We start from the raw sequence: 22,759 nt of genomic DNA on the forward strand, positions 1-22,759 counted from the left end.
ATCCATAATCTTCTTATCTTGTCGTAAAAAGTACTTATATGAAACGCGCCCCCTTCCTACTTTTTTTAATAGCTATATTGTCATTGATATCAGGTTATCTTTTATCCAAAGCATCATGGGTTGGCAAGGCTGGCATTTCCATGTTTTACAGGGAGTACCAGTTCCTGAAAGTATGGTGGCAAGGTGCCCTGGCTGTATTTGGTGTTTTATTTTTATTGTTTTTGATACAAGGAACTGTTCAAAGGAAAGCAGCAAGAGGAAGGGCCAACTTGATCCATATTATATGCATATTATTAGCCCTGACTGGGCTTTATTTCACATATAATGATTTCAGGCATGACCTTTCCCACAGGTTGCTGGGTGAACGGTTTCATCTTGGGGCCTATTTATTTTGGGTAGGATGGATGATGGTGAGTTTATTTTACATGGCACAGAAGAAGGCGGTGAAGAGGATAGCTGCTATTTAAAACGGAGGAGTATTTGCCATGAGACCTCTTACATACTCATTACTTATTGCCTTTTGACTTCATGATGCACAGGCGGCAAACTTTGTAAATAAGAATAGAGTGCATGAACCTGGTTTTCGGTTAAATGAGTAAACTTAGGCATGGGAGGGCTGAGTTTTTTCCCCGTAGGTCTTATTCCTTCAGTGACAGCCTTTCGAAAATCTTCTTCACTAAAATTTCCGATTCCCGTTTGCTTATCGGGCGTTAGATTAGGTCCATACAGTTTTTTTCCAGACGGGCCTTTTAATTTCATGCCTCCTACTAAAAATCCTTTTGTCTTTTCCGCATCCAAATAATTCAGCGTTCTTGCTTTTTGGGAGTGACAATGATAACAGCCAATAACCGCTACCAGGTAACGGCCATAAGCCACCGGACTGTTTTCGTCAGGTCTGGGAACTCCTTTGTTATAAGGCTGAGGGCTGGCCAGATGCCGCAGACCGATCTTACCGATTAAATTGATATGGGTTTTACCCACCGTGGTATCTGCTGCCTCCAGGCTCGAATCGTTTGATCGCAGGTAAAGAATTATATCATTAACGTCTTCATCCGCCATCATAGGCCGCATCATGTAGGGCATGAATTTTCCAGTCTTGCTGATACCGGTTTTAAGAAGATAAAATAATTCGGCATCGGTGTATTGCGGCGGAATCCCATGGGTTGTGGAATGGGTAAGGTTGGCGGAATAAAGCGTGCCGGCAATTTTGGGCAGGTCATTCAAATGTTTGCCGACAAATTTGTTTATAGTACGATCATAGTGGCAACCACCGCAAATATTGAATACCAGATTTTTCCCTCTTTCAAACGAGTCAGTTTTTTGAGTCACTGTAAATTGATCAGTGGTAGTTTTGAAATACATATTGCAACCGCAAATCAACAAAGTCAAAAAGCCTGCAACTATTAATTTCTTCTGTGGTTTTCTAAATAAAGCCATAGCGATAACATTATGACTCGTGGATGGATTATAGTGCGATTGGATCTGAAATGGTCCAGTAGTTATGCATCAGTAGCGTGATGTGTACCAGTGGAACAAGCACCACAATTATGCCATAAAATACTGAAGACTCTGTAAAATGACTTACGGCTGATATTAACGAGTTTAAAGGTTCGGCAGTTAACTTAGACTGTCTGCAATTTTTTCCAACACGTCCTCAATGTAACGGATATAGATTGAGACATGTCCTTCACCTTCTTTATAATAAATTGCATGGTGAGGTATTTGTTGTTCTATGGCATGGGGGTGTTGATTGATGATTTCGACATCTTCAGATCCCCACCAATAGAAGACAGGTTGCGTGATACCGGTCAAAGAAAAGCCGTAGTCGTTGAAATAACCGGCAGCTTCTTTTACAGCACCAGTACTCCCATAACGGCAAGCTTCCTGTAGTGTTATAGATGCCACCTGCATTAAATGTTTTGGATCTTTCAGGTATTCATAATCTACTTCAGGCGTACCTGCTATCCATTGAGGAAAAGACCGGGTAATTTCTTTTTTTGCCAGATAATTTAATATGCCTTCTAAAATAAGGGGTGTATTAGAGGCGCTTGCGAAATAATATTTATTCCTTTTCATTTCTTCGAAAAGACCAGGTGTGCTTAAAGGGATGGTAAAGCCTGCTATCATAAAGACAGCCGGTATCAGCTCAGGGTATTTGTGCGCTATTGCCAGTGCATAAGGACCGCCACCCGACCAGCATAAGACAGGGCATTGCCTGATATTTTTATGCCTGAGTAATTCGGCAGCATCATCAGCAAAAGATAGAAATGTGCCTTCGGGGTGCAAAGTTGAAAAACCCATGCCCGGGCGGTCAATAGATAATAATTGTAAGTGATGCTTTTGCAAAAGGGCAATCATATCTATCCCATAAACAGATGGCAGTAAAGGCTCGAGCCGAGAACTGGGCGTGCCATGAAAATACAAAACCGGCCGCCCATCCGATGGGCCGAAAATGTTGTAATCAAGTGCTCTCCCGTCGGGCAGTTGAATAGAGTCCTGAATCATCGTAATGGGCTTGTGGGTGAATGAAATATTATTGTAGCAAAGGCAAAGCTCAGGCCGATGTTTATCCCGGTACGAAGCTTTGCCTTTTGAGAGCGTATATATTTCAACCAAATCTTAGCTAAAGTAGCTAAGATTTGTTTTAGGAGTAATTGTCAGCAGTGTTTCGTACATGAGCTGAATGGTTTGTTCAATGTCATTCCGGTGCAACATCTCTACTGTTGTGTGCATATAACGGAGTGGAATGGAAATTAACACAGAGGGACAACCGTCGTTGGCATAAGCAAATGAGTCGGTATCTGTGCCGGTACTACGGGATACAGCTCTTAGCTGCACAGGAATAGACTTATGTTCGGCCACATCCTGCACCAGCTGGAGTAGTTTATTATGAACTGCAGGACCTAAGGATAAAGAAGGTCCTTTTCCGCAGGAAGTTTCCCCTTCAATGTTTTTATTGATCATTGGTGTGGAGGTATCGTGTGTTACGTCGGTAATGATGGCCACATTGGGTTTGATGCGGCGGGCAATCATTTCGGCGCCACGAAGGCCTATTTCTTCCTGAACAGCATTAACTATATATAAACTGTAGGGAAGTTTCTTTTTGTTGGCTTTCAGCTGGCGGGCCACTTCTGCGATCATAAAGCCACCAATGCGGTTATCGAATGCACGGCCAATAAAATAATTATTAGCCAGTTCATCAAAGCCTTCCTGGTAAGTAACCACATTGCCTACAAAAATTCCCAGGTCTTCTATTTCTTTCTTAGATCTTGCACCACAATCCAAAAACAAGTTTTCCACTTTAGGGGCCTGCTCTTTTTCAGGATTATTGATACGGGTATGAATAGCAGGCCATCCGAATACGGCTTTTACAGGGCCTTTTTTTCCGTGGATGATCACTCTCTGGCCTGGTGCTATCTGGTGGTCCACGCCTCCATTTCGCTTCAGATAGATCAAACCATCATTGTTGATATAATTCACAAACCAGCTGATCTCATCGGCATGGGCTTCAATTACTACCCTGAATGGCTGACCAGGATTGATAATGCCTACAGCTGTACCATAAGGGTCGGTCATTTCTTCATCAATAAAGGGCCTGATGTAATCGAGCCACATTTGCTGCCCTGAGGATTCGAAGCCTACCGGAGATGGGTTATTGATATAGTTTTTTAAGAACTGCAGGGCTTCATTGGATAAAATAGATTTCGCTTTTGCTTCCTTTGTTTTTTTCACTGCTTTTGCCATAGTTCCAATTTATTCTTCAAATGTAATTTAGGAATGACGAATGTTTCGAATCCGCCAGAGGCGGACAAGTTGCGAATGACGAATTTAGGGAAAAATGTTATGAGGAGAAATACTTCGCCAATGGGAGTAATAGGGCGGAGAGCATCATTAAGCCATCTAATATAAAGTAGTAGAAATAGTCGGAGATGTTGCGTTTTGAGGGCTGATAAAGAATGGCGACAAGAATGCCCGGAATGATCAAGGCAGTAGCATAAGGAAGAGAAATTCCCTGAAAGTACATTAGTATTCCTGTCATAAAAAAGGCGATCATGGATCCCCAGAAGACAATATCTACCCCCCTTTCGTCGAATTGGGTGATCATGCTCCTGATGCCGGCTTTGCGGTCTTCTTCCCTGTCCCGGTAGTCAAACAAGATACAGATCGGATAAATCAGGTAGAAGCGGTTGACGACAAATGTAAGCTGGCTGTTCGACCAGCTATGATCATATAATTCCAGGGGCAGGAAGGCTGTTATGTGTGTCCATGCATAGGCAAGAAATATTGTTTTTGCAATGGCAATCCTTCTTAAAAACAGTGAAGGCTGGAAAGGCATCTTAGGTGCAGAGTATAGGAAAGTAATAAAGGCTGTTGCCAATAGCCATTGCCAGTGTTCTCTTAATTGCCAAACGTAATAAACTGATGCTACCAGGCTAACGAGGAACAAAGAGAGATGGAGCCATTTGTTGCGCACTGACCAATTGGTTCTGTAAGACCCTCCAAAAGCAGCCGGGGTCAAATACCAATGGAAACTGTAGCTGCAGAGTGAACCTGCAAACACAAAAAATATGAAGTCGTAGTGTACAGGCAGATGAAAAATGTAGAACGACTGCCAAACCATGATCACTGCGCAGAACGCAATGTATAAGCTGCTGAAAACAAAAAAATCGAATGATGCTTTTAGAACCCGAACCAAAAGAAAAGACTTTTATTAAGGAGTAATGTTCCTGCTCACAATTATCCTATCAATGATCGCAGTATCGCTGACATTTTTCGCTCTATCTTTTACAACAAACTTTAAGCGCAAAGTATCATTTTCATTTTTATCACTGCCAGGTATATCGATTGGGTTCAACCCCAGTACCAGCCCGGTAGCATAGGGTAAAAGGACTTCGAATTCGCCTTTTGATTTATCCGGAAATTCCGGAATATCATATTTCAACTGATAAGGAGGGGCGAATGAGTTCATATTCAATCTTTCTCTGATCACGATCAGCGAATCATCAACATCACCTTCTTTGTCCTTAAATTCAAGACGAACACCCAGACTACCTCCCAAGGGAATAAATTCTGAGCTAACAGATTTGATCGAAATTTTAGGTTTGGTTTCAAATTCGTTTTTTGAACAAGCCAATAGAACTAAAAGTAATGCTAAGGCGCTATAAGTAATCTTCATTCTCAACATTTATGGAGTAAACAAATTTAATACATTGCGTTCATTTCCAACTTTATGTATTTACCTAACAGTGGCATTTTCAAACCGAACCTCAACTTTTCACAAAAAGCTTTGGAGCTTTTTCGATTTCAATATGCACATAATGCGGTCTATAAACGTTATGCTGATGCATTAAATTGTGATGCCGCTAAGGTAAACGCTATTGATCAAATACCCTTTCTGCCCATTTCTTTTTTCAAGCAGTTTCCAGTTATAACCACTACTTTCGAGCCCCAGGCAATATTTGAGAGCAGTGGCACTACAGGTATGGCAACCAGCCGGCACCTGGTAAAAGACGAAAAACTCTACGAAGAAAGTTTTATGACTGCATTTGAACAGTTCTATGGGCCGGTGAAAGATTATTGTATTTTAGGCTTATTGCCATCTTACCTCGAGCGCAGTTCTTCATCTCTTGTATATATGGTGCAGCACATGATTGCAACCAGTAAGCATTCCCTAAGTGGGTTTTATTTATACAATTTCGAAGAACTTTTTCAAACATTGCAGCAACTGCAGGCTTCTGGCCAGAAGACACTGCTAATCGGAGTGACTTATGCCCTACTTGATTTTGCTGCAGCTTTTCCCCTGAAGTTGAGTAACACCATCATTATGGAAACAGGAGGCATGAAAGGCAGGAAAAAAGAATTGCTACGACCGGAAGTACATGACCTGTTGAAGCAAGCCTTCGGCGTAGACCAGATCCATTCAGAATATGGCATGACCGAACTATTGTCCCAAGCCTACTCATTCAGCGATGGACTTTTTCATACACCGTCCTGGATGAAAGTCATAGTCCGGGAAGAAGATGACCCGTTGACGATCATTACAGATACTCAAAAACAGGTATCAGGAGCCATCAATATCATTGACCTCGCCAATATTTACTCATGCTGTTTTATTGCCACAGACGATGTTGGCCGGCTTCATCCTGGTGGTACTTTTGAGGTTTTGGGCAGAATGGACAATAGTGATATCAGGGGGTGCAGTCTTTTGGCAATATCAAATTCAATTTGAGGATAACCATAACTTGCCGATTGACCGAGTAATTTCAACCAATTTATTAAATGTATCGGGCTTGGTAATAAAGCAATTTGCACCCAAGTCGTAAGACATCTGCCTGTCTTTATTAGAGGATGATGTGGTAAAAACGATGGTTGGAATTTGCCGGAAGTCTGAATGCATCTTTAGCTCTTTCAGCGCTTCTCTTCCATCTTTGCCAGGCATGTTCAGATCTAACATAATCAGAGCAGGAAGGGTTTCACAATTTTCCAGATATTCCATCAACTTTTCGCCATTCTCAATAAATATAAAATCGGTACTGTTATAGTTAGCCTGGAAAGCGTCGCGAATTATTTCACGATCATCTGCATCATCATCAACAATCAGGACGGAATAAACGGTGCTCATGCAGGCAAAATTATAGTAAAAACTGCACCTTCTTCAGGACGACCTGCAGCGAATATTACACCTCCGTGGTGTTCGACAATTTTTTTACAAATCGCCAGTCCTATTCCAGAGCCTTCATATTCCGCACGTCCATGTAGCCGGTGAAATATCTGGAAGATCTTTCCTGAATATTCATTTTCAAAACCAATTCCATTGTCTTCGAATTCAATTTTCAGGTATTGGGTTGACGGTTGCAGGCTATAATCTCCTAATTCGTCGGGTTTCAAAAACTTGTGTGTAATGTTGATGCGAGGTTGGACCCCCTCTCTCATGAACTTTAAGGAATTGCTTAAAAGGTTCTGGAACAATTGCCTGAACTGTGCCGGTATGATGCTTGCTTCGGGCAGGTGGTCGGAAGTAATGATCGCATTTTTCTGTTCAATCTTGTATTCCAGGGTTTGCAATGTTTCGTCCAATATCGACTTCAGGCTATAATTCTGAAATGCTTTGTTGCCTGAGATCATCGATATTGAAAGAATATCATTAATCATGGTTTGCATTCTTTGAGAAGCATCTACAATTTTATTCAGGAACAATTTTTCATCAGGATTGGCGTCTTGCCGTTGTAGTGCGATCAGGCGGTCACCAAAAGTTGAAATCTTTCTCAGTGGTTCTTTTAAATCATGGGAAGCGACATAGGCAAACTCTTCCAAGCTGGAATTGGATTGCTCCAACTGCATAGATTTTTGTACGAGGTCTCTTTCCACCTCTTTGCGACGGTTAATATCCAGGGCAGCTCCTAATATTTGTACGGGTCTTCCATCCTGCCCTGTTTTAAATACCACCTCACGTACCAACATCCAACACCAGTTGCCAGATCTTTTTTTCATTCTGCATTCAAACTGAATCATAGAGCTATTGTGCTGGAATACCGTGGAACTGCCTTTTCTCTCCGGCAACAGCATTATATCGGCAGGATGATAAAGTTTGGAAATGAGATCACCTTTCATTTCAAGGGCTTCTTCCACGGTATACTCCAAGATGAAATAGATTTCCTTATTCACATAAACAAAGCAATCCTCTTCGACATCGTACAGGTACAAAACTGTTGGCGACGCATCTGCAAGCTGCTGGATGAAATGTTCCTGTTCTGCCAATTTGTGACCAGCTTGTACACTATCTGTTATATCATAGGAGACATAAATCAGGCTATCTACCTTGTCGTCATTGTTCCGGCTAAAAACTGTACCATAAGAGTGCATCCATAGTAGGTTGCCCGAGCAATGCCGTACACGGAAAGTGAATTCTACCGTTTTATTTTCACCTTCTTTTCCATGCATGTTGGCATCGTGTAGGGCCTGATAACTCTTTTCCGTCATATCCTGCAGATCGTCCGGATGAATGATCCTCCACAACATGGAAGCGCCTTCGCTTTTCAATGTCTCCGGATCATAGCCCAAGATACTTTTAAAGCCCTGATTTACGAACAATATCTCTTTTGTTGTTATACTAAAAACAACGATCACTGATGGAGCGGCATCTGCGATCTTCTGGATAAAGTTTTGCTGTTCCACCAATTGTTGTTCAACTTTCTTCTGCCGGGTGATATCCTGAATGGTTCCGATCATTCTCAAAGGAGAACCTGCGCCATCCGTAATCATTTCACCCCGGAGATGAACTGTTTTTAACTTATCATGAACTATGATGCGGTATTGGTAATCAACGGTTCCATTATTAACTGATGCAGCCTTCAATAATTCGTCGACAGCTTTGATATCGTCAGGATGCCTGAAGCTCCTGATCTCTTCAAAACTGATAGTATTTCTTCCGGGCTCCAGTTCGTAGATACGTCCTATTTCCGGGGTTAACTCAACAGTTCTCTTATTATAATCATATACGAAATGACCAACATGACTTAGTGCCTGTGCCAGTTCGTGCAATTTGTTACTGATGCGTAATTGCTCCATTAGTCTTTCTTGTTCGGTAACATCCTGATCGGTTCCTATCATATAGGCTGGTCGTCCGGCCTCATCAGTAAACAATTGAGATACAGAGTGAATAATTTTAGTTTCTCCGTTATCGGTGATAATTCTAAACTTATAATTCCTGCTTTTCTCATCATATTGCTTTTCAATGGATTTTTTAACCATTTCCCTATCATCAGGATGTACCAATTTAATAAATTGATTTAAATTAACTTCCTCGCTTTGCGGTTCCAGTCCATAAATTTCATAGAGTTGGTCTGTCCATTCCACTTTACCGGTTTCTATATTCCAACTCCAATTTCCGAAGTTAGTCAGCATTTCAGCTTGCTTATAGATCGCTTCATTATGTTGCAACTTTTGAAGGAGTAATTGAAAAGAAGTTACATCCTGCACTGTTCCTATTACCTTTTCAATTTCACCCTGATTGTTTACAACAGGCTCACCCCGCAGATGAAGGATCTTTTCTATTTTACCTGGAAGGATAATCCTATAGTTTATATCAATTGGCTCTCCTTTTTTGAGCAAATTTTCAATTGCATCTTCTACCCGCGAGCTATCAGCAGGGTGTCTCAGCATCTGGAAATATTCATTGTCAATCTTAAAACTGGAAGGGTCCAATCCGTAAATGCGTGCCAGTTCATCTGTAAATTCAGAAGTTTTCGTCTGGACATTAAATATATAATGTCCTATATGATTGAGCGCCTGGGCTTGCTCGTACATCTTATTGGTTTGCTGCAACTGCTGCAATAACAGGAGACGTTCTGAATTGACTTTTTCGGAAAGCCTGGTTTGCTCTTCAAGCTTTTTACGGAAAATGTCCGTATAAGTATGTGTGAATGCAGCTATAGATTGAGCAAAGAAAAAGTCGATCTCATCGATAAGGGCCAATATTTGCTCTATATGCAGGCTATACTCCGGAATTATCTGAAGAAAGCCTTTTTTCCATATATAAGTTATCCTGGCAATATCTTCTGTAGTCACATCATTTTGATCTAACTGATGCAATTGACTATTTACCCATTGGTTGTTTAGCCACCTATTGACAATTGTACCAATCTGTAGGTTTGAATTGCCTTCGGCAAGAAAACCAAGAAACTCGACAGAAGATTCTTTTACAATTTCTAATAATTGTTCATGTGGCAAATGGCTCACATGTTTCATTAAAGGAATATCCAATTCCTGGCACAATTTCACTTGCAGGTCTACATACTCCTGCAGCTTATTGTCCAGTATAAAGCGTGCAAAAGGAGGCAGGTAAACGAGGTGTTCAAGTGAAGGGCTTGCGTAATTCATGGTTTCCTTTCGATCAGTTTACAAACGGAAATATCCTAAAAATAATTGAGAATAGGCGTTCGGATATTACTTGTTTCCTAAACTGACAGAACAATGCTTACAGAAGATTATTCCTGATCCCTTTTGGGCCCTGAATAAGGGTCTTCTTCGTTAAAGCCCCTACGATCACTGCCCAGGCTCCAATAATTATTTTCTTCATCCTCTTCACCAATGAGTTCGTTTTCATCGTCCAATTCAGTACCAGGAATATCCAGATCTGAATTGAGGTCATCTGTTGAAACATTTTGGGGCGTTCCAATCTCACCAGGAGTTCTGACCTCATTGTCGATTGCATCCAGGATTGCCAGGTCATCGTCATCTACGTCTGCCTCTGTGCCCTCCTTTATGCCTAAATCGTCGTCACCAGAGACGCCCGGCGCCGAGGGTTCCCCGGTTTGTTCATTGTTTCGCCCGGGAGCAAACCGCTGACTAACCCCAGTAAGATTTCGAGAATTGGGAAGATTTTCTACATCCAAATCTTCTCTTTTATAATCATTTCTCTGATCCATAATATCCTCCCGGGCCGGATAATGAGGATATCCAGGGAAATCCTGGTCTATCTTGTTGTCATTTGACTGCTCCACTTCCTTTTTACTGTCCATTGCTTTAGAAGGATCGTTCTCAGGAATCCTGGAAGAAGCAGGTTTTTTATTATCCCTAGTTTTCATACGATTGTTTTATACCTATACACAAAATGTTGTGCCGTAATTATATATATGATAAACTAAGGATAAACTAAGGACTTCTCATCGGTTTGAAATGCCTATTTTTGCGACCATATATTTACAGAATCACTCCGATTTACAGAATTAAACAGAAATCAGCGGTAAAAAAGGTACTGAGTATAATTTAAAAGGGTTCCCATTACCGGGATTTTTAATAAATCGTAAATCAAAAATTGTAAATCGTAAACTTTTATGGCAGATATTTTCGAAAGGCTTGTTAAAAATTATGGTCCGATTGGACAGCACCGTGAGCGTGCCCATGGCTATTTTGCTTTTCCCAAACTTGAGGGCGAAATTGGCAGCCGAATGAAATTCAGAGGTAAAGATGTAGTGGTGTGGAGCTTAAACAACTATCTAGGATTGGCTAATCACCCTGAGGTCAGGAAAGCTGATGCAGAGGGAGCAGAAGGATATGGTCTTGCCTACCCGATGGGAGCCCGCATGATGAGTGGTAACAGTAACTACCATGAGCAACTGGAAGAAGAGTTAGCCCAATTTGTCAGCAAGGAAGATGCGGCTTTGCTCAACTATGGTTACCAAGGTATGGTCAGCATCATTGATGTACTGTGTGGCCGTCATGATGTAGTGGTATATGATGCAGAGTGCCATGCTTGTATCATTGATGGTTTGCGTCTTCATGCCGGACACAGATATGTATTCAAGCACAATGATATTGAAGATTTCGAAAAGCAAATGCAGCGTGCAACTGCTTTGATCGAAAAGCAAAAAGCCGGTGGTATCCTAGTGATTACAGAAGGCGTATTTGGCATGGCCGGCGACCAAGGCAAGCTCAAAGAAATTGTTGCTCTAAAAGATAAATTTGATTTCCGCCTCCTGGTGGATGATGCGCATGGTTTTGGCACCCTGGGCAAAACAGGAGCCGGTGCAGGTGAAGCGCAAGGTGTACAAGATGGCATTGACCTGTACTTTTCAACTTTCGCCAAATCAATGGCATCTATAGGCGCATTTATCGCCGGTGACAGAACCATTATCGATTATATACGTTACAACATCCGCAGCCAGATCTTTGCGAAGAGTTTACCAATGGCTTTTGTGATTGGGAACCTCAAACGTCTTGAAATGCTACGCTCTATGCCAGAGCTGCGTGAAAAACTTTGGTACAACGCACTGAAACTCCAGGCAGGGTTGAAAAAGCGTGGTTTTGATATTGGAAACACCGATACCATGGTAACTCCTGTGTATATGAAGGGCGGTGTTGAAGAAGCAACTGCTATGGTTATGGACCTGAGGGAGAACTACGGTATTTTCTGCTCGATTGTAGTATACCCTGTTATTCCAAAAGGACATATTATCTACCGTTTGATTCCTACTGCAGCCCATACTGATGCTGATATTGAACAAACTTTAACAGCTTTCAGTGAGACGAAACAAAAGCTGGATGCTGGTGCGTATAAAGTGGAAGCCATACCGGATATGGCGGAGGCGAGATAGAATGGTGAATGATCTAAAACTAAAATAAAGTAATCCATATAAAAAAGCACTGCCATGATAGCGGTGCTTTTTTGTTTAACAAGTTTCCATATTCATTGTGACATCAATACTATTGACCAGCATAGCTGTATTATTGAGGATATTATCCAATCCCCTGGGCAATGTTTTTCAAAAACAACTTACCAAGAAAGGCCATCATCCATTAGTGGTGAACTTTTTAACCTACTTTATTTTAAGTGCCGGGTGTATTTTCCTGGCGATAGATGTCAAATGGTCTGAGTTGCCTTCTCAATTCTGGATCTATTCATTATTAGGTGGTTTGGCTGGTGGCATTGGCAATGGTTTCCTGGTAAAGGCATTAGAACATGGAGACCTGTCGGTGCTAGGGCCTATTAACTCTTATAAATCTGTTGTAGGTATTATTGTTGGCATCTTCCTGCTTGGAGAATTGCCAAATTTATGGGGGGCCTTAGGAATGGCATTGATCATTTATGGAAGTTACTATGTTTTAGACACTACAGAAGACCGGTTCTCGTGGGGGCTATTGAAAAGAAAAGAAATCCAATACCGGATATGGGCAATGGTGCTGACCGCAATAGAAGCTGTTTTTATCAAGAAAGTCATACTTGCCTCTTCTACAGTTATATCTTTCATCAGCTGGTGCTGGTTTGGAACTCTTTTTTCTTTTTTGCTTTTACTTTTTTACAGAGTCAAAATTTCCAGTAGGCAAAAGGGAATAACTTTCCAGGACGCAAGCAAGTACTTATATCTTGTTTTTTGCATTGGTACAATGCAGTTTACAACCAATTACGTGTTTGACCATATGGAGGTAGGATATGCATTATCGCTATTCCAGCTATCGACCATAGTAAGTGTATTGCTGGGATACAGGATTTTCCAGGAAACCAATATCCGGCAAAAGCTTTTAGGTTCTGCTATTATGATAGCAGGATCGATCCTAATCATTCTTCTGAAAAGTAAATAACATCCGCTCACAACCAGTCTGCACGTTTAAAACGCCAATATAGAATTAAACAGACTAAAATTGTCGAACCCAGAACAAAAGGATACCCAAAATGCCATGATAATTCAGGCATGAAAGAAAAGTTCATTCCATAAACGCCTGCAACCAATGTCGGCACGCCCAATATGGCTGCCCAACCGGCAAACTTCTTTGAAACATCGTTTTGCGCTATTGAGATCAATGAAAAACTAACTTCCAGAACACTGGTCAGCAACTCCCGTGTGCTATCAACCATTTCGTTAATCCGGACCGTATGATCAAAAACATCGCGAAAATATGGGCGGGTTTCATCAGGAATCAGTTGTGTATCAAAACGCATCAAACGGTTGCATATTTCCATAACAGGAGAGATAGCCCGCTTCACCTCCAGCAACTCACGTTTTAATTGATAAATACTGGTAATAATTTCGCGGCTAGGTTTTTGAGCAAAGACATCTTCTTCTAGCCTTTCAAGCTCCTCTTCCAGGTCGTTGACTACGGGGAAGTATTGATCAACAATGGCATCCATCACTGCATACAAGGCAAAACTTGCTCCTTTATGTAACAAGTGGGGGGTAGTTTCACAACGTGACCTTACATCGCCATATGATAATGTGGAACCATGACGAACAGAAACCAAGAAGTTAGCACCTAAAAAAAAGTGAGTTTCCCCAAATAAAAGCTCCCTTTTTCCAGGTATTGACTGTACCGTGCGAAGCACAATAAAGAGAGAATCGCCGTAAACTTCAATCTTTGGCCTCTGGTGGGCCCTGTGCGCATCTTCAATGGCGAGATCATGAAGCCCAAATTGCTGTTGAGCCTCTGAAAGCAAATTTTCGTCAGGTTCATGCAATCCAATCCAAACAAATTTATCCTCCTGTTTCAAAAATTTGCTGATATCGGTAATCTTGACATTTGCTATCCTCCTTCCATTTGAGTATGCTGCACAATTGATAACTGCACTCATTAAAGAAACATTTATGATGTTTTATAAGTTGTGTTCCCGTTAGCTTGCCAGATGCTTTTATGCCAAAATTTACAGTAAAGATATTACACCGTATTCAGATATTAACTAGCTGATGCCCATCAAAAGCGCTCACCAAAAGTAAACAGGGAAGAGTCAGAAACAGAAAAGGCTGTCCCGATCATTAGAGACAGCCTTTTACAATAAATGGAATTGGTTTTCGTTCAATCAGAAGACGTTACTATGCATTTCAGTACGCCTTATCTATTTCAAATTTTTATTTGAATTTCAGTTTTACAATTAATTGAGCTTTCAATGGTTGCGTAGTGATACGGCGGGCTTTACCAATAACCTTATAAGTAATTGAAGAAGCTTTCAGCAGGTCCAACAAATCCTTGGAATTGTCAACAGTCAATTTTGTTGTTGCGGCATATGTATCAGGATTTGTCATAGATGCAATCACCGTTGGAGTGCTGTTACTAGGTGTGGTTACTTGCACTTTGAAGCTTTCAAAGTTTGCAAGGTTATTTAAGTCATTAGCATTCAGCAAGTTGAGCGTGACTTCTTCAGGGTTTATCTGCTTTAAAATGCCAACACCAAAAAAGCCTTTAGTATTGGCTTTAATTGCACTGTCGACATTGAAATTCACGGTGGTGGTACTCAAGGTTGCCTCATTCGTATTTGCAATAATAGGAATCGTAAACTCATAGTCGGCACCATTAGCAGAAAAAGAATCGAAAATCTTTTCTTTGATCTTTTCACAAGAAGAAAAAGCAATAGCAGAAACAACGCTCACAAGAGCCAGAAACATGTAAGTTTTTCGCATAAGGGGTAAAATTAGGCCGCAAAAATAGTCGTAGATAAATCAAATCCAAATATTTAAGATGTAAATGTTGTTTTTACGATTATCTGCGATTAATTATTCATTCTAGCATATGATCCATTAAAAAACCACTTCATTAACAGAAGTGGTTTTTTAATTTATTAACCGGGAAGATATTCTCACGAATCAGTTAAAGCCCCTTTTTGGTCTCGGCTTTTTGCATTGGATTGATACCAGTTGACTGACCGCGAGCAGCACCCTGCTTTTGTTTGAACACCTGGAAGCGGGAAGGCTCCGGTACAACTTGACCCCAGGAGTTATTGCTTTCATTTATGTCTGCAGTCTCTCTCATTGGGTCTAATTTGATTGCAGCAACTTCTTTGTCTTTCATAAAGAGCTTCACTACTTTATTTTCGTTGTAGCGCCATACCTGGGCAGGAATACGGTCAACCTCTTTCGTACCATCTTTATAAGTCCATTCAATAATGATTGGCATTACAAGACCACCTTTATTGCTGAATGTCAGTTCATAAAAGTGAGCATTCTGATACTTCTGTTTTGTAGCTTCATCCACCTTTTCAAGATTAGAAGGCATAGCGACACCATATTTACTGCTATCATAAGGTTCATACCCACGGGCATAACGCCAATAAAAATCACGCAGGCTGGTATCTACATCTGTTAAAAACCTAATTGAATCAGTATTCCGGTTACGTATTTTAGAAATATCATCAAATGCAGGCACCTGTGGTTTCGCCAGGTTTTGCAAAACCATTGTGTCTTTGGGTGGTTGAGCAGAAAAATCAATGCGGGCATATTTCACAGAGTCCAATGAAATGTCAACTGCATCTGTACTGTAAAACCAACCTCTCCAGAACCAGTCGAGATCCTCTGCGCTAGCATCTTCCATGGTGCGAAAAAGGTCTGCAGGTGTTGGGTGTTTGAAGGCCCACCGGCGCGCATATTCTTTGAAAGCATAATCAAACAGTTCGCGTCCCATTATGGTTTCTCTTAAAATATTCAAGCCTGTAGCAGGTTTTGCATATGCATTAGCGCCAAAGTTGGCAATGTTTTCTGAGTTTGTCATTATTGGCTCCAACTGATCTTTAGGAAGTTTCATATAGTCCGTAATGGACCAGGCTGGTCCACGACGTGAAGGAAACTTATTATCCCAGAGTTCCTCTGTCAGGTATTCAACAAACGTATTCAAGCCTTCATCCATCCAAGTCCACTGGCGCTCATCGCTGTTGATGATCATTGGGAAGAAGTTGTGTCCCACTTCATGAATGATCACTCCTATCATACCATATTTAGTCGCTTCACTATAGGTACCATCTTTTTCTGTACGACCATAGTTAAAACAGATCATAGGATATTCCATTCCATTTGAGGCTTCGACGCTCTGCGCTACAGGATAAGGGTAAGGAATTGTGAATTTGGAATAGGTTTTAATTGTATGAGCAACTGCCTTAGTTGAATATTTACGATATAATCCATAAGCCTCTTTGCCATAGAAGCTCATACACATTACCTTTTTACCTTCCACCATTGCAGGCATGGCATCCCATACAAACTTGCGGCTAGATGTCCAGGCAAAATCCCGCACATTATTCGCATGGAATATCCAGGTCTTTTTGGTTTTAGCCTTATCTTTTTCATTTTCCTTTGCCTCAGCGAGTGTTACCACTTCAACAGGTTCCTTAGCGGTCTGCGCTGTTTTCCAACGTGCTAATTGAGCAGGAGAAAGTACTTGTGCATAGTTTTGACATTCACCAGTTGCACCAACAACATGGTCAGCAGGAACGGTCATTTGCACTTTAAAGTTGCCGAATGTGAGGGCGAACTCACCACGACCAGCAAACTGGTGGTTTTGCCATCCCTGGAAGTCACTGTAGACACATAATCTTGGATACCATTGTGTGATTGTAAACAGGTAATTGTCTTCTTCGGGAAAGTACTCGTAACCTCCACGTCCACCTCTTGCCATGCGGTCGGTAATTTTATAATTCCAATCCACCATAAAGGCAAACTTTTGTCCCGGCTTCAAGGGCACAGGCAGTTCAACGCGCATCATCGTTTTATTGATGATATAGGTCAAAGGCTTACCCAGAACATCTTTCAATTTTGTAATATTAACTCCGTTACCGTTGTCTGTTTTGTCCTCTTCCATTCTTTGTAAGGACTGAACGGTTACCTGAGCAGGCATAGAGCTGCTTGTCTGGTAATTGGCATTATTTACAGAGCTATGCTGATTTTCATCTAATTGAAGCCACAAATAGGTAAGCGTATTCGGTGAATTGTTATAATAAGTCACCGTTTCGCTGCCTATAATCTTTAACGCCTGTTCATCCAGATCTGCTTTGATATCATAATCACAACGCTGCTGCCAATATTTAGGACCAGGTGCACCACTTGCGGTACGGTATTCATTAGGTGTCGGCAGAATAGAACCTAATTGCTCAAACTTATTGGCATGATTAGATCCGGGATTGTTCTGATCGTTCTGAGCCATCAGAAAACCGCCGGTCAAAATTTGCAGGATGCCAATAAATAATACTCTTCTCATTATTTGATGTTTGTTTATTGTAAAGACTCAAAGTCAACTTCTTTCAATTGCCATTTTTAATGCGAGGGTAAAAACGCCTGCAGAAACAAAAAGTACCCAGTCGTGCCTAGGGACTTTTAGCAATTTAATGAACAAATAGGCTAGCAATAGTATTATGAACACTATAGCTATCTGGCCGACTTCCAGGCCTATGTTAAAGCCCAAAAGCGACCAACCCAAATTTTGGTCTCGAGCGAGCATAAAACGCAAGGTATTGGCAAAGCCCAGGCCATGGATCAGCCCGAAAAACAACGCCAGTAAGTAATTAACCTGAATGGTTTTCGGTGAATACCCTTTTTTAAAAAGGTTAGCAATTGCTGTAAACACAATAGTACAGGGAATCAGGAACTCTACCAACCCTGTTTTTACCTGTAGCAAGTTTAGTGTGCTTAAGACAAGGGTAAGTGAGTGGCCAATAGTGAATGCGGTGACCAATACTAATACCTGTTTCCAGTCTGCCAACACATAAATTGCAGCCAAAACCAAGATGAATAAAATATGATCCAGTGCTTCCACACTCATAATATGCTCCCACCCCAAGTTGAAATAAAAGCCGAAATCGCTCATTATACCTCTTTTAACCTTTCATAAAATTTAAGCGTTCAAAATAAAGCAGACTTTTGTAACTATACAAAATTAAGTATCGATGGCGCTTCTGCTTTATAAGTGGTTGATTTCAATGTCTTTGTTTACAGTAACTTTCTTTCCAAGTCATTCTGTTGCAGCAACCGGACAAGTTTCTAAACAGGACATTTATCACCCTTTTTATGTGAGTGTCACAGAAATTTCACACAATAAGCAGGAAAAATCGTTAGAAATCAGCTGTAAGATCTTTGCAGATGATATGGAAGGAATTCTCAAACAGACCTATAAAAAGGCCATCGACCTTTCTGATGAAAAAAAGCGGGCTGAAAATGGAAGTTATATCGCTGATTATATCAAGAAGCATTTAAAAATATCAGCAGATGGTATTGTATTAAAACTAAACTATGTAGGTTATGAAAAAGATAACGAGGCCGCATTTTGTTATTTTGAAGCAGTCCAAATTCCTTCAGTAAAAAAACTGGATGTTGAAAATTCAATTTTACATGATTTCACGGACCAGCAAATCAATATCATGCATGTAACAGTAAATGGGAAGCGCCAAAGTTATAAACTTGACTATCCTAATCAGAAAGCAAGTTTTAGTTTTTAGGATTTCACATCTCCGTGTAGAAACCTTTTCAAGCATTGTAATAATACCGGCCGTGAAAATGGCTTAGCCTGGTAGTCATTGGCACCAGCCTCCAGGCAACGATCTCTTTCATCTCTTAGCACAGAAGCTGTTAAAACTATAATTGGTATAGACAGTTTTAATTTTTGTCTTATCCATGACAGCGCCTGAAATCCGTCCATGACTGGCATGCGTAGATCTAGAAAGATCAGATCAAAAGCAGGATCAGCCTCCAGGGTTTCAATTGCTTTTTTCCCATCTGCAACTATGGTTACTTCAATACCGTAAACTTTCAGCAAGTGCCTGATCACCTGTTGGTTTATTTCATTATCCTCTGCCACTAAAACACGTTTCCCGGTAAAATCCGGCTTATCATTATTTACTGATGGAGCAAAGGATTCATCTTTATTTTCTACAACTTTCTGGCTAGACAACTCATAAGGGATGCTCACTGTAAAACTGCTGCCTACTCCCTTAGTGCTATTAACATTGATAGAACCTCCCTGCAATTCTACTAAGCGTTTTGTTATCGCCAATCCAAGGCCTGTGCCACCAAATTTTCTTGCTGTATCGCTCCCCTCCTGTGCAAAACTTTCGAATACATGTTCTACTAATTGCTCATCGATGCCAATACCACTATCGCTGACAATAAAATTCAACACCGCATTACCTGCAATTTTATCTGCCAGTTCCACTTCTAATTTGATAAATCCTTTATCAGTGAATTTGATCGCATTGCTTAAGAGGTTGTTCAATATCTGAACCAGGCGATGGGGATCACCCAAAAGAGCTCTTGGGATGCCTGGGTCCATCAAGACAGAAAACCTCATATCTTTTTCCTGGGCTTTTAGTTTAAAAGGAGCCGATTCCTGTTCTATTACTTTAAAGACATCCATCGGAATCTTTTCTATGCGGAATTTGCCTGCCTTAATCTTGGAAAGGTCAAGGATATCATTGATCAGGAACAGAAGGTTGTCGGATGAATGGAGAATGCTATGCAAAAACTCTTGCTGCTGAACGTTTAAAGGAGTATTGAGCAAGAGGTTGCTCAAACCAACGATACCATTCAAAGGAGTGCGTATTTCGTGGCTCATATTGGCCAGGAACTGCTCCTGGAGGCGTTCGCTTTGCTCGGCCCGCTGCCGGGCGGTGACCAAGTTTTCGCGGGTATGTACCAGGTCTGTAACATCTCTCGCCACAATACATACGCCTATAATGGAACCATCTTCTTTTACAGGGCTGTATGTCAAATGCAGCCAAAGAGACCCCTCCTCAGAAGGAATGTTCCGTTCAATATCATAGGTTTGACCGCTCAATACTTTAAGTAAGATCTTCTGAACACTTTCAATCTCATCTTCCCTTGTGAATTCAGTAAAATACTGACCAATCTCAGGCGCTTCGCCTGATCTCATCTCGGCATACTTCCGGCCCTGCTCATTCACCAGGATTAGCTGCAAATTAGAATCATATAAATAAACCCCTTCGCGTGCACTTTGCAACAGCGCGTTTACTTTTTGATCAGCCAATTTTCTTTCGGTTATGTCGCGAATGGCAGCCGAAACAAAGATGCCTTCAGTGGTTGTTAGAGGACTCAAGCTGATTTCTGCGGGGAATTCGGTACCATTTTTCCTTTTTCCAAACAACTCGACCTCATGTCCCATTGATCTTGACCTGTGATTGTCGATAAAGCTTCTAACTTGTTCTTTATGATGTGAAGCGAAGCGCTGGGGAATTAGAATTTCCATTTCCTGTCCCTCCAATTCGTCTTTCCGATAGCCAAATAACTGTTCGGTTTTTGTATTGGCAAATACAATTGCGCCTTCTGCATTTACGATGACCATTGCATCAGGTGCAGTTTCCAGCAATTCCTGTGCTTTACTCGCTATCGTTTCTCCTTTTATTAACTTTCTTTCAATGCAAGATATGCCGGTAACTTTTCCATGTTCATCCTGAATAGGAGAAAAAGCCGTAGATACTTTTATTAAGGTATGATTGGAAGTAATCCTTTCTGATTCAAATGGCTGAATTGATTTTTCAGATAAAACAGAATTAAAAATGCGGTCTAATTCAATATGACGGTTTTGAGGTAACAAAAAAGTAAATGGCTTGCCAATGATTTGGAGACTATTATAGCCATATAGCCTTTCAGCACTTTTATTACAGTCAAGAACGATGCCTTCCAAATCAATAATGAGGATGGCATCGTTAGCTGTTTCAAAAATATTAACGGTGGTTCGTTTCATTTAAATTGAAATTTAACAGCAAGTAAAAAGAACAAGCTGTTAAAGCAACAGGCCGCATTTAACATGGTTCGTTTATTGACTATTTGTGGTGGCTAATATGGCAAATTTAGAAAATAACCGTGGAACCATGGAAATGCAGGCGTTTTAATAATAAAAAGTAAACCTAAGCATGAACTCCAAAACTTAATCCCTGGCACCAGTATCTATTTGTGCAAAAGGAACGACCCCTGCCCTTTTGGCCCATTTATCGTAAAGGGCAGCTAATTCAGCCACTTTTTTTGGAAATTGAGCACTTAAGTCAGTAATCTCCGAACGGTCCGTTTTCAGGTTGTACAGCTGCCATTTGTTGCTTGGATACTCTGAAACTATTTTCCAATCACCCAGGCGGACAGCCCGATTTCCTTCATGTTCAAAGAAGATTGCATCCTTGCGTTTCCAATTTTTGCCTTCAAATAAAGGCTTCAGGCTAGTTCCTTCGGCAGGCGTAATGTTATGGCCTTTATAAGTTTTAGGATAGGATACTCCGGCCACATCAAGGCAGGTTGCCATAATATCTGTAATATGAGCAGATTGATTGCTATTTATTCCCTGTTTTATCAGACCGGGAAAATAAGCGATAAAGGGGGTAGCAATGCCGCCTTCATATACATACCTTTTAAAATACCGGAAGGGGGTGTTGCTCACATTAGCGCCGGGAAATTCATAAGCTGTAAATGATGATGAATCGCTGGCCGGTAGTTGGTTGGCTGCAATAATTTCGGGCGTAAATCCTGGGCCACCCACCCGCTCATAGCTTCCACCATTGTCGGAAAGGAACAGGATCATTGTGTTTTTATCCTCTCCCAATTCTTCTAATTTCCTACGGAGGCGCCCAATATTCTGATCCATGCGGTCGACCATGGCAGCATATACAGCCATTTTATCTGCCCATCTATCCTTATCCGTTTGAGCAAGCGTGTTCCATGCCGGTACTTTTTCATTTCTTTCAGATAGTTTAGCGTTATTACCCAGAATACCTATTTCTTTCATGCGATTGAAACGTTCTTCCCTGATCTTATCCCATCCTTCTTTGTAGCGATCTTTATACCTAGCAATATCATCTTTTAATGCATGTAATGGCCAGTGTGGCGCCTGAAACGCCAGGTATAAAAAGAAAGGTTTTCCACTGCCTTTGTTTTCATCCATGAACTTCATGGCATAATCCGTATAGGCATCTGTAGCATAATAACCTTCACCTGGCTGGACAGGTTCATTGTCCAAAGCAATTGTCAGCTTTTGATTCGGACGATAAGGACGGAGGCCAAAATAACTATTGGCTCCATTGATCAAACCAAAATAGCGGTCGAAGCCACGGTCGAGAGGCCAATGTGGACGCTTCTCGCCAACGTGCCATTTACCTGCCATATAAGTTTTATAACCATTTTCTTTCAAAACTTCAGCTATTGTAACACAGTTCTCGCTCAGAAATCCCTGGTAAGCAGGAATCGGTCTTTCATTTACCATGTGGCCCACACCGGCCTGATGCTGGTATATGCCTGTTAGCAAAGAAGCCCTGGTAGGACAGCAACGAGCAGCATTGTAAAACTGGGTCATTCGAAGACCTTCTTTGGCTAAACCATCCAATTGAGGCGTCTGGATTTCCGACCCAAAACAACCTATATCAGAATAACCCATATCATCGGCCAGGATGATAATAATATTCGGTTTCTTTTTCTGCACAGGTGCTTGCGCAAGACAAACAGCAGTTAAAATATGTAAGAAAATGATTAAAAATGAGCGGGCCATGAAATGATTTGAATAGAAAGATTATTAA

General features: G+C 41.1%; 19 protein-coding genes. 5 read left to right on the top strand and 14 right to left on the bottom strand.

The window, feature by feature from the left end; genetic code table 11:
• The first annotated feature begins 38 nt into the window (after positions 1-38).
• Positions 39-467 (top strand): cytochrome d ubiquinol oxidase subunit II, encoded by a 429-nt coding sequence (locus OCK74_RS15520; protein ID WP_279297970.1) that lies wholly within the window; start codon positions 39-41, stop codon positions 465-467.
• 43 nt (positions 468-510) lie between these two features.
• On the opposite strand, the gene OCK74_RS15525 is transcribed toward OCK74_RS15520, so the two are convergent.
• From OCK74_RS15525 to OCK74_RS15545, 5 genes are all read right to left on the bottom strand, one after another.
• Positions 511-1,437, bottom strand: a complete 927-nt coding sequence (locus OCK74_RS15525) for a c-type cytochrome (protein ID WP_279297971.1) — start codon at positions 1,435-1,437, stop codon at positions 511-513.
• A 180-nt stretch (positions 1,438-1,617) separates the two neighbouring features.
• Entirely contained in the window at positions 1,618-2,505 is an 888-nt protein-coding gene (locus OCK74_RS15530) for an alpha/beta hydrolase (RefSeq protein ID WP_279297972.1), read from the bottom strand.
• 114 nt (positions 2,506-2,619) lie between these two features.
• Positions 2,620-3,744: a M42 family metallopeptidase gene (locus OCK74_RS15535; protein WP_279297973.1), complete on the bottom strand. Its 1,125-nt coding sequence runs from the start codon at positions 3,742-3,744 to the stop codon at positions 2,620-2,622.
• 97 nt (positions 3,745-3,841) lie between these two features.
• Positions 3,842-4,696 carry a UbiA family prenyltransferase gene (locus OCK74_RS15540; RefSeq protein ID WP_279297974.1) on the bottom strand — a complete coding sequence of 285 codons (855 nt, stop codon included), beginning with the start codon at positions 4,694-4,696 and terminating at the stop codon, positions 3,842-3,844.
• Between the two features lie 15 nt (positions 4,697-4,711).
• The gene (locus OCK74_RS15545) at positions 4,712-5,176 is read right to left on the bottom strand and encodes a hypothetical protein (protein ID WP_279297975.1); all 465 of its coding nucleotides are present in this window, start codon (positions 5,174-5,176) and stop codon (positions 4,712-4,714) included.
• A gap of 54 nt (positions 5,177-5,230) precedes the next feature.
• Here OCK74_RS15545 and OCK74_RS15550 point away from each other — a divergent pair, with 54 nt between their 5' ends.
• Complete coding sequence (locus OCK74_RS15550) at positions 5,231-6,229, top strand: LuxE/PaaK family acyltransferase (protein WP_279297976.1); 999 nt, start codon at positions 5,231-5,233, stop codon at positions 6,227-6,229.
• Here OCK74_RS15550 and OCK74_RS15555 read toward each other — a convergent pair.
• From OCK74_RS15555 to OCK74_RS15565, 3 genes are all read right to left on the bottom strand, one after another.
• Positions 6,221-6,622, bottom strand: coding sequence for a response regulator (locus OCK74_RS15555; protein ID WP_279297977.1), 402 nt, complete (start codon positions 6,620-6,622; stop codon positions 6,221-6,223). The genes OCK74_RS15550 and OCK74_RS15555 overlap by 9 nt on opposite strands.
• Positions 6,619-9,879, bottom strand: coding sequence for a PAS domain-containing protein (locus OCK74_RS15560; RefSeq protein WP_279297978.1), 3,261 nt, complete (start codon positions 9,877-9,879; stop codon positions 6,619-6,621). The genes OCK74_RS15555 and OCK74_RS15560 overlap by 4 nt, the downstream gene beginning before the upstream one ends.
• 107 nt (positions 9,880-9,986) lie before the next feature.
• Positions 9,987-10,586 (bottom strand): hypothetical protein, encoded by a 600-nt coding sequence (locus tag OCK74_RS15565; protein WP_279297979.1) that lies wholly within the window; start codon positions 10,584-10,586, stop codon positions 9,987-9,989.
• Positions 10,587-10,835: 249 nt separating this feature from the next.
• Here OCK74_RS15565 and OCK74_RS15570 point away from each other — a divergent pair, with 249 nt between their 5' ends.
• Positions 10,836-12,095, top strand: a complete 1,260-nt coding sequence (locus OCK74_RS15570; protein ID WP_279297980.1) for an aminotransferase class I/II-fold pyridoxal phosphate-dependent enzyme — start codon at positions 10,836-10,838, stop codon at positions 12,093-12,095.
• A gap of 97 nt (positions 12,096-12,192) precedes the next feature.
• Positions 12,193-13,080 (top strand): EamA family transporter, encoded by an 888-nt coding sequence (locus OCK74_RS15575; RefSeq protein WP_279297981.1) that lies wholly within the window; start codon positions 12,193-12,195, stop codon positions 13,078-13,080.
• Between the two features lie 7 nt (positions 13,081-13,087).
• Here the strand turns inward: OCK74_RS15575 and corA are convergent, their stop codons facing one another.
• From corA to OCK74_RS15595, 4 genes are all read right to left on the bottom strand, one after another.
• On the bottom strand, positions 13,088-14,065 hold the full coding sequence (corA, locus tag OCK74_RS15580; RefSeq protein WP_279297982.1) for a magnesium/cobalt transporter CorA: 978 nt from the start codon (positions 14,063-14,065) through the stop codon (positions 13,088-13,090).
• A 274-nt stretch (positions 14,066-14,339) separates the two neighbouring features.
• Positions 14,340-14,888 carry a hypothetical protein gene (locus tag OCK74_RS15585; RefSeq protein ID WP_279297983.1) on the bottom strand — a complete coding sequence of 183 codons (549 nt, stop codon included), beginning with the start codon at positions 14,886-14,888 and terminating at the stop codon, positions 14,340-14,342.
• Between the two features lie 187 nt (positions 14,889-15,075).
• Positions 15,076-17,451, bottom strand: coding sequence for a M1 family metallopeptidase (locus OCK74_RS15590; RefSeq protein ID WP_279297984.1), 2,376 nt, complete (start codon positions 17,449-17,451; stop codon positions 15,076-15,078).
• A gap of 33 nt (positions 17,452-17,484) precedes the next feature.
• Positions 17,485-18,057, bottom strand: coding sequence for a HupE/UreJ family protein (locus OCK74_RS15595; RefSeq protein ID WP_279297985.1), 573 nt, complete (start codon positions 18,055-18,057; stop codon positions 17,485-17,487).
• Between the two features lie 79 nt (positions 18,058-18,136).
• Between OCK74_RS15595 and OCK74_RS15600 the strand changes: the two genes are divergently transcribed.
• Positions 18,137-18,685: a DUF6702 family protein gene (locus OCK74_RS15600; RefSeq protein WP_279297986.1), complete on the top strand. Its 549-nt coding sequence runs from the start codon at positions 18,137-18,139 to the stop codon at positions 18,683-18,685.
• Here OCK74_RS15600 and OCK74_RS15605 read toward each other — a convergent pair.
• Positions 18,682-20,946, bottom strand: coding sequence for a PAS domain S-box protein (locus OCK74_RS15605; RefSeq protein WP_279297987.1), 2,265 nt, complete (start codon positions 20,944-20,946; stop codon positions 18,682-18,684). The two genes, OCK74_RS15600 and OCK74_RS15605, sit on opposite strands and share 4 nt — an antisense overlap.
• Before the next feature lie 183 nt (positions 20,947-21,129).
• Entirely contained in the window at positions 21,130-22,731 is a 1,602-nt protein-coding gene (locus tag OCK74_RS15610; RefSeq protein WP_279297988.1) for an arylsulfatase, read from the bottom strand.
• Positions 22,732-22,759: the final 28 nt, after the last annotated feature.

It is taken from the genome of Paraflavisolibacter caeni, from assembly GCF_025628885.1.
Taxonomy (GTDB): domain Bacteria; phylum Bacteroidota; class Bacteroidia; order Chitinophagales; family Chitinophagaceae; genus Flavisolibacter; species Flavisolibacter caeni.

Coding starts and splice junctions, on each gene's coding strand:
- OCK74_RS15520 (WP_279297970.1), top strand. CDS start 39: ATGAAACGCGCCCCCTTCCTACTTTTTTTAATAGCTATATTGTCATTG.
- OCK74_RS15525 (WP_279297971.1), bottom strand. CDS start 1,437: ATGGCTTTATTTAGAAAACCACAGAAGAAATTAATAGTTGCAGGCTTT.
- OCK74_RS15530 (WP_279297972.1), bottom strand. CDS start 2,505: ATGATTCAGGACTCTATTCAACTGCCCGACGGGAGAGCACTTGATTAC.
- OCK74_RS15535 (WP_279297973.1), bottom strand. CDS start 3,744: ATGGCAAAAGCAGTGAAAAAAACAAAGGAAGCAAAAGCGAAATCTATT.
- OCK74_RS15545 (WP_279297975.1), bottom strand. CDS start 5,176: ATGAAGATTACTTATAGCGCCTTAGCATTACTTTTAGTTCTATTGGCT.
- OCK74_RS15550 (WP_279297976.1), top strand. CDS start 5,231: ATGTATTTACCTAACAGTGGCATTTTCAAACCGAACCTCAACTTTTCA.
- OCK74_RS15555 (WP_279297977.1), bottom strand. CDS start 6,622: ATGAGCACCGTTTATTCCGTCCTGATTGTTGATGATGATGCAGATGAT.
- OCK74_RS15560 (WP_279297978.1), bottom strand. CDS start 9,879: ATGAATTACGCAAGCCCTTCACTTGAACACCTCGTTTACCTGCCTCCT.
- OCK74_RS15565 (WP_279297979.1), bottom strand. CDS start 10,586: ATGAAAACTAGGGATAATAAAAAACCTGCTTCTTCCAGGATTCCTGAG.
- OCK74_RS15570 (WP_279297980.1), top strand. CDS start 10,836: ATGGCAGATATTTTCGAAAGGCTTGTTAAAAATTATGGTCCGATTGGA.
- corA (WP_279297982.1), bottom strand. CDS start 14,065: ATGAGTGCAGTTATCAATTGTGCAGCATACTCAAATGGAAGGAGGATA.
- OCK74_RS15585 (WP_279297983.1), bottom strand. CDS start 14,888: ATGCGAAAAACTTACATGTTTCTGGCTCTTGTGAGCGTTGTTTCTGCT.
- OCK74_RS15590 (WP_279297984.1), bottom strand. CDS start 17,451: ATGAGAAGAGTATTATTTATTGGCATCCTGCAAATTTTGACCGGCGGT.
- OCK74_RS15595 (WP_279297985.1), bottom strand. CDS start 18,057: ATGAGCGATTTCGGCTTTTATTTCAACTTGGGGTGGGAGCATATTATG.
- OCK74_RS15600 (WP_279297986.1), top strand. CDS start 18,137: ATGGCGCTTCTGCTTTATAAGTGGTTGATTTCAATGTCTTTGTTTACA.
- OCK74_RS15605 (WP_279297987.1), bottom strand. CDS start 20,946: ATGAAACGAACCACCGTTAATATTTTTGAAACAGCTAACGATGCCATC.
- OCK74_RS15610 (WP_279297988.1), bottom strand. CDS start 22,731: ATGGCCCGCTCATTTTTAATCATTTTCTTACATATTTTAACTGCTGTT.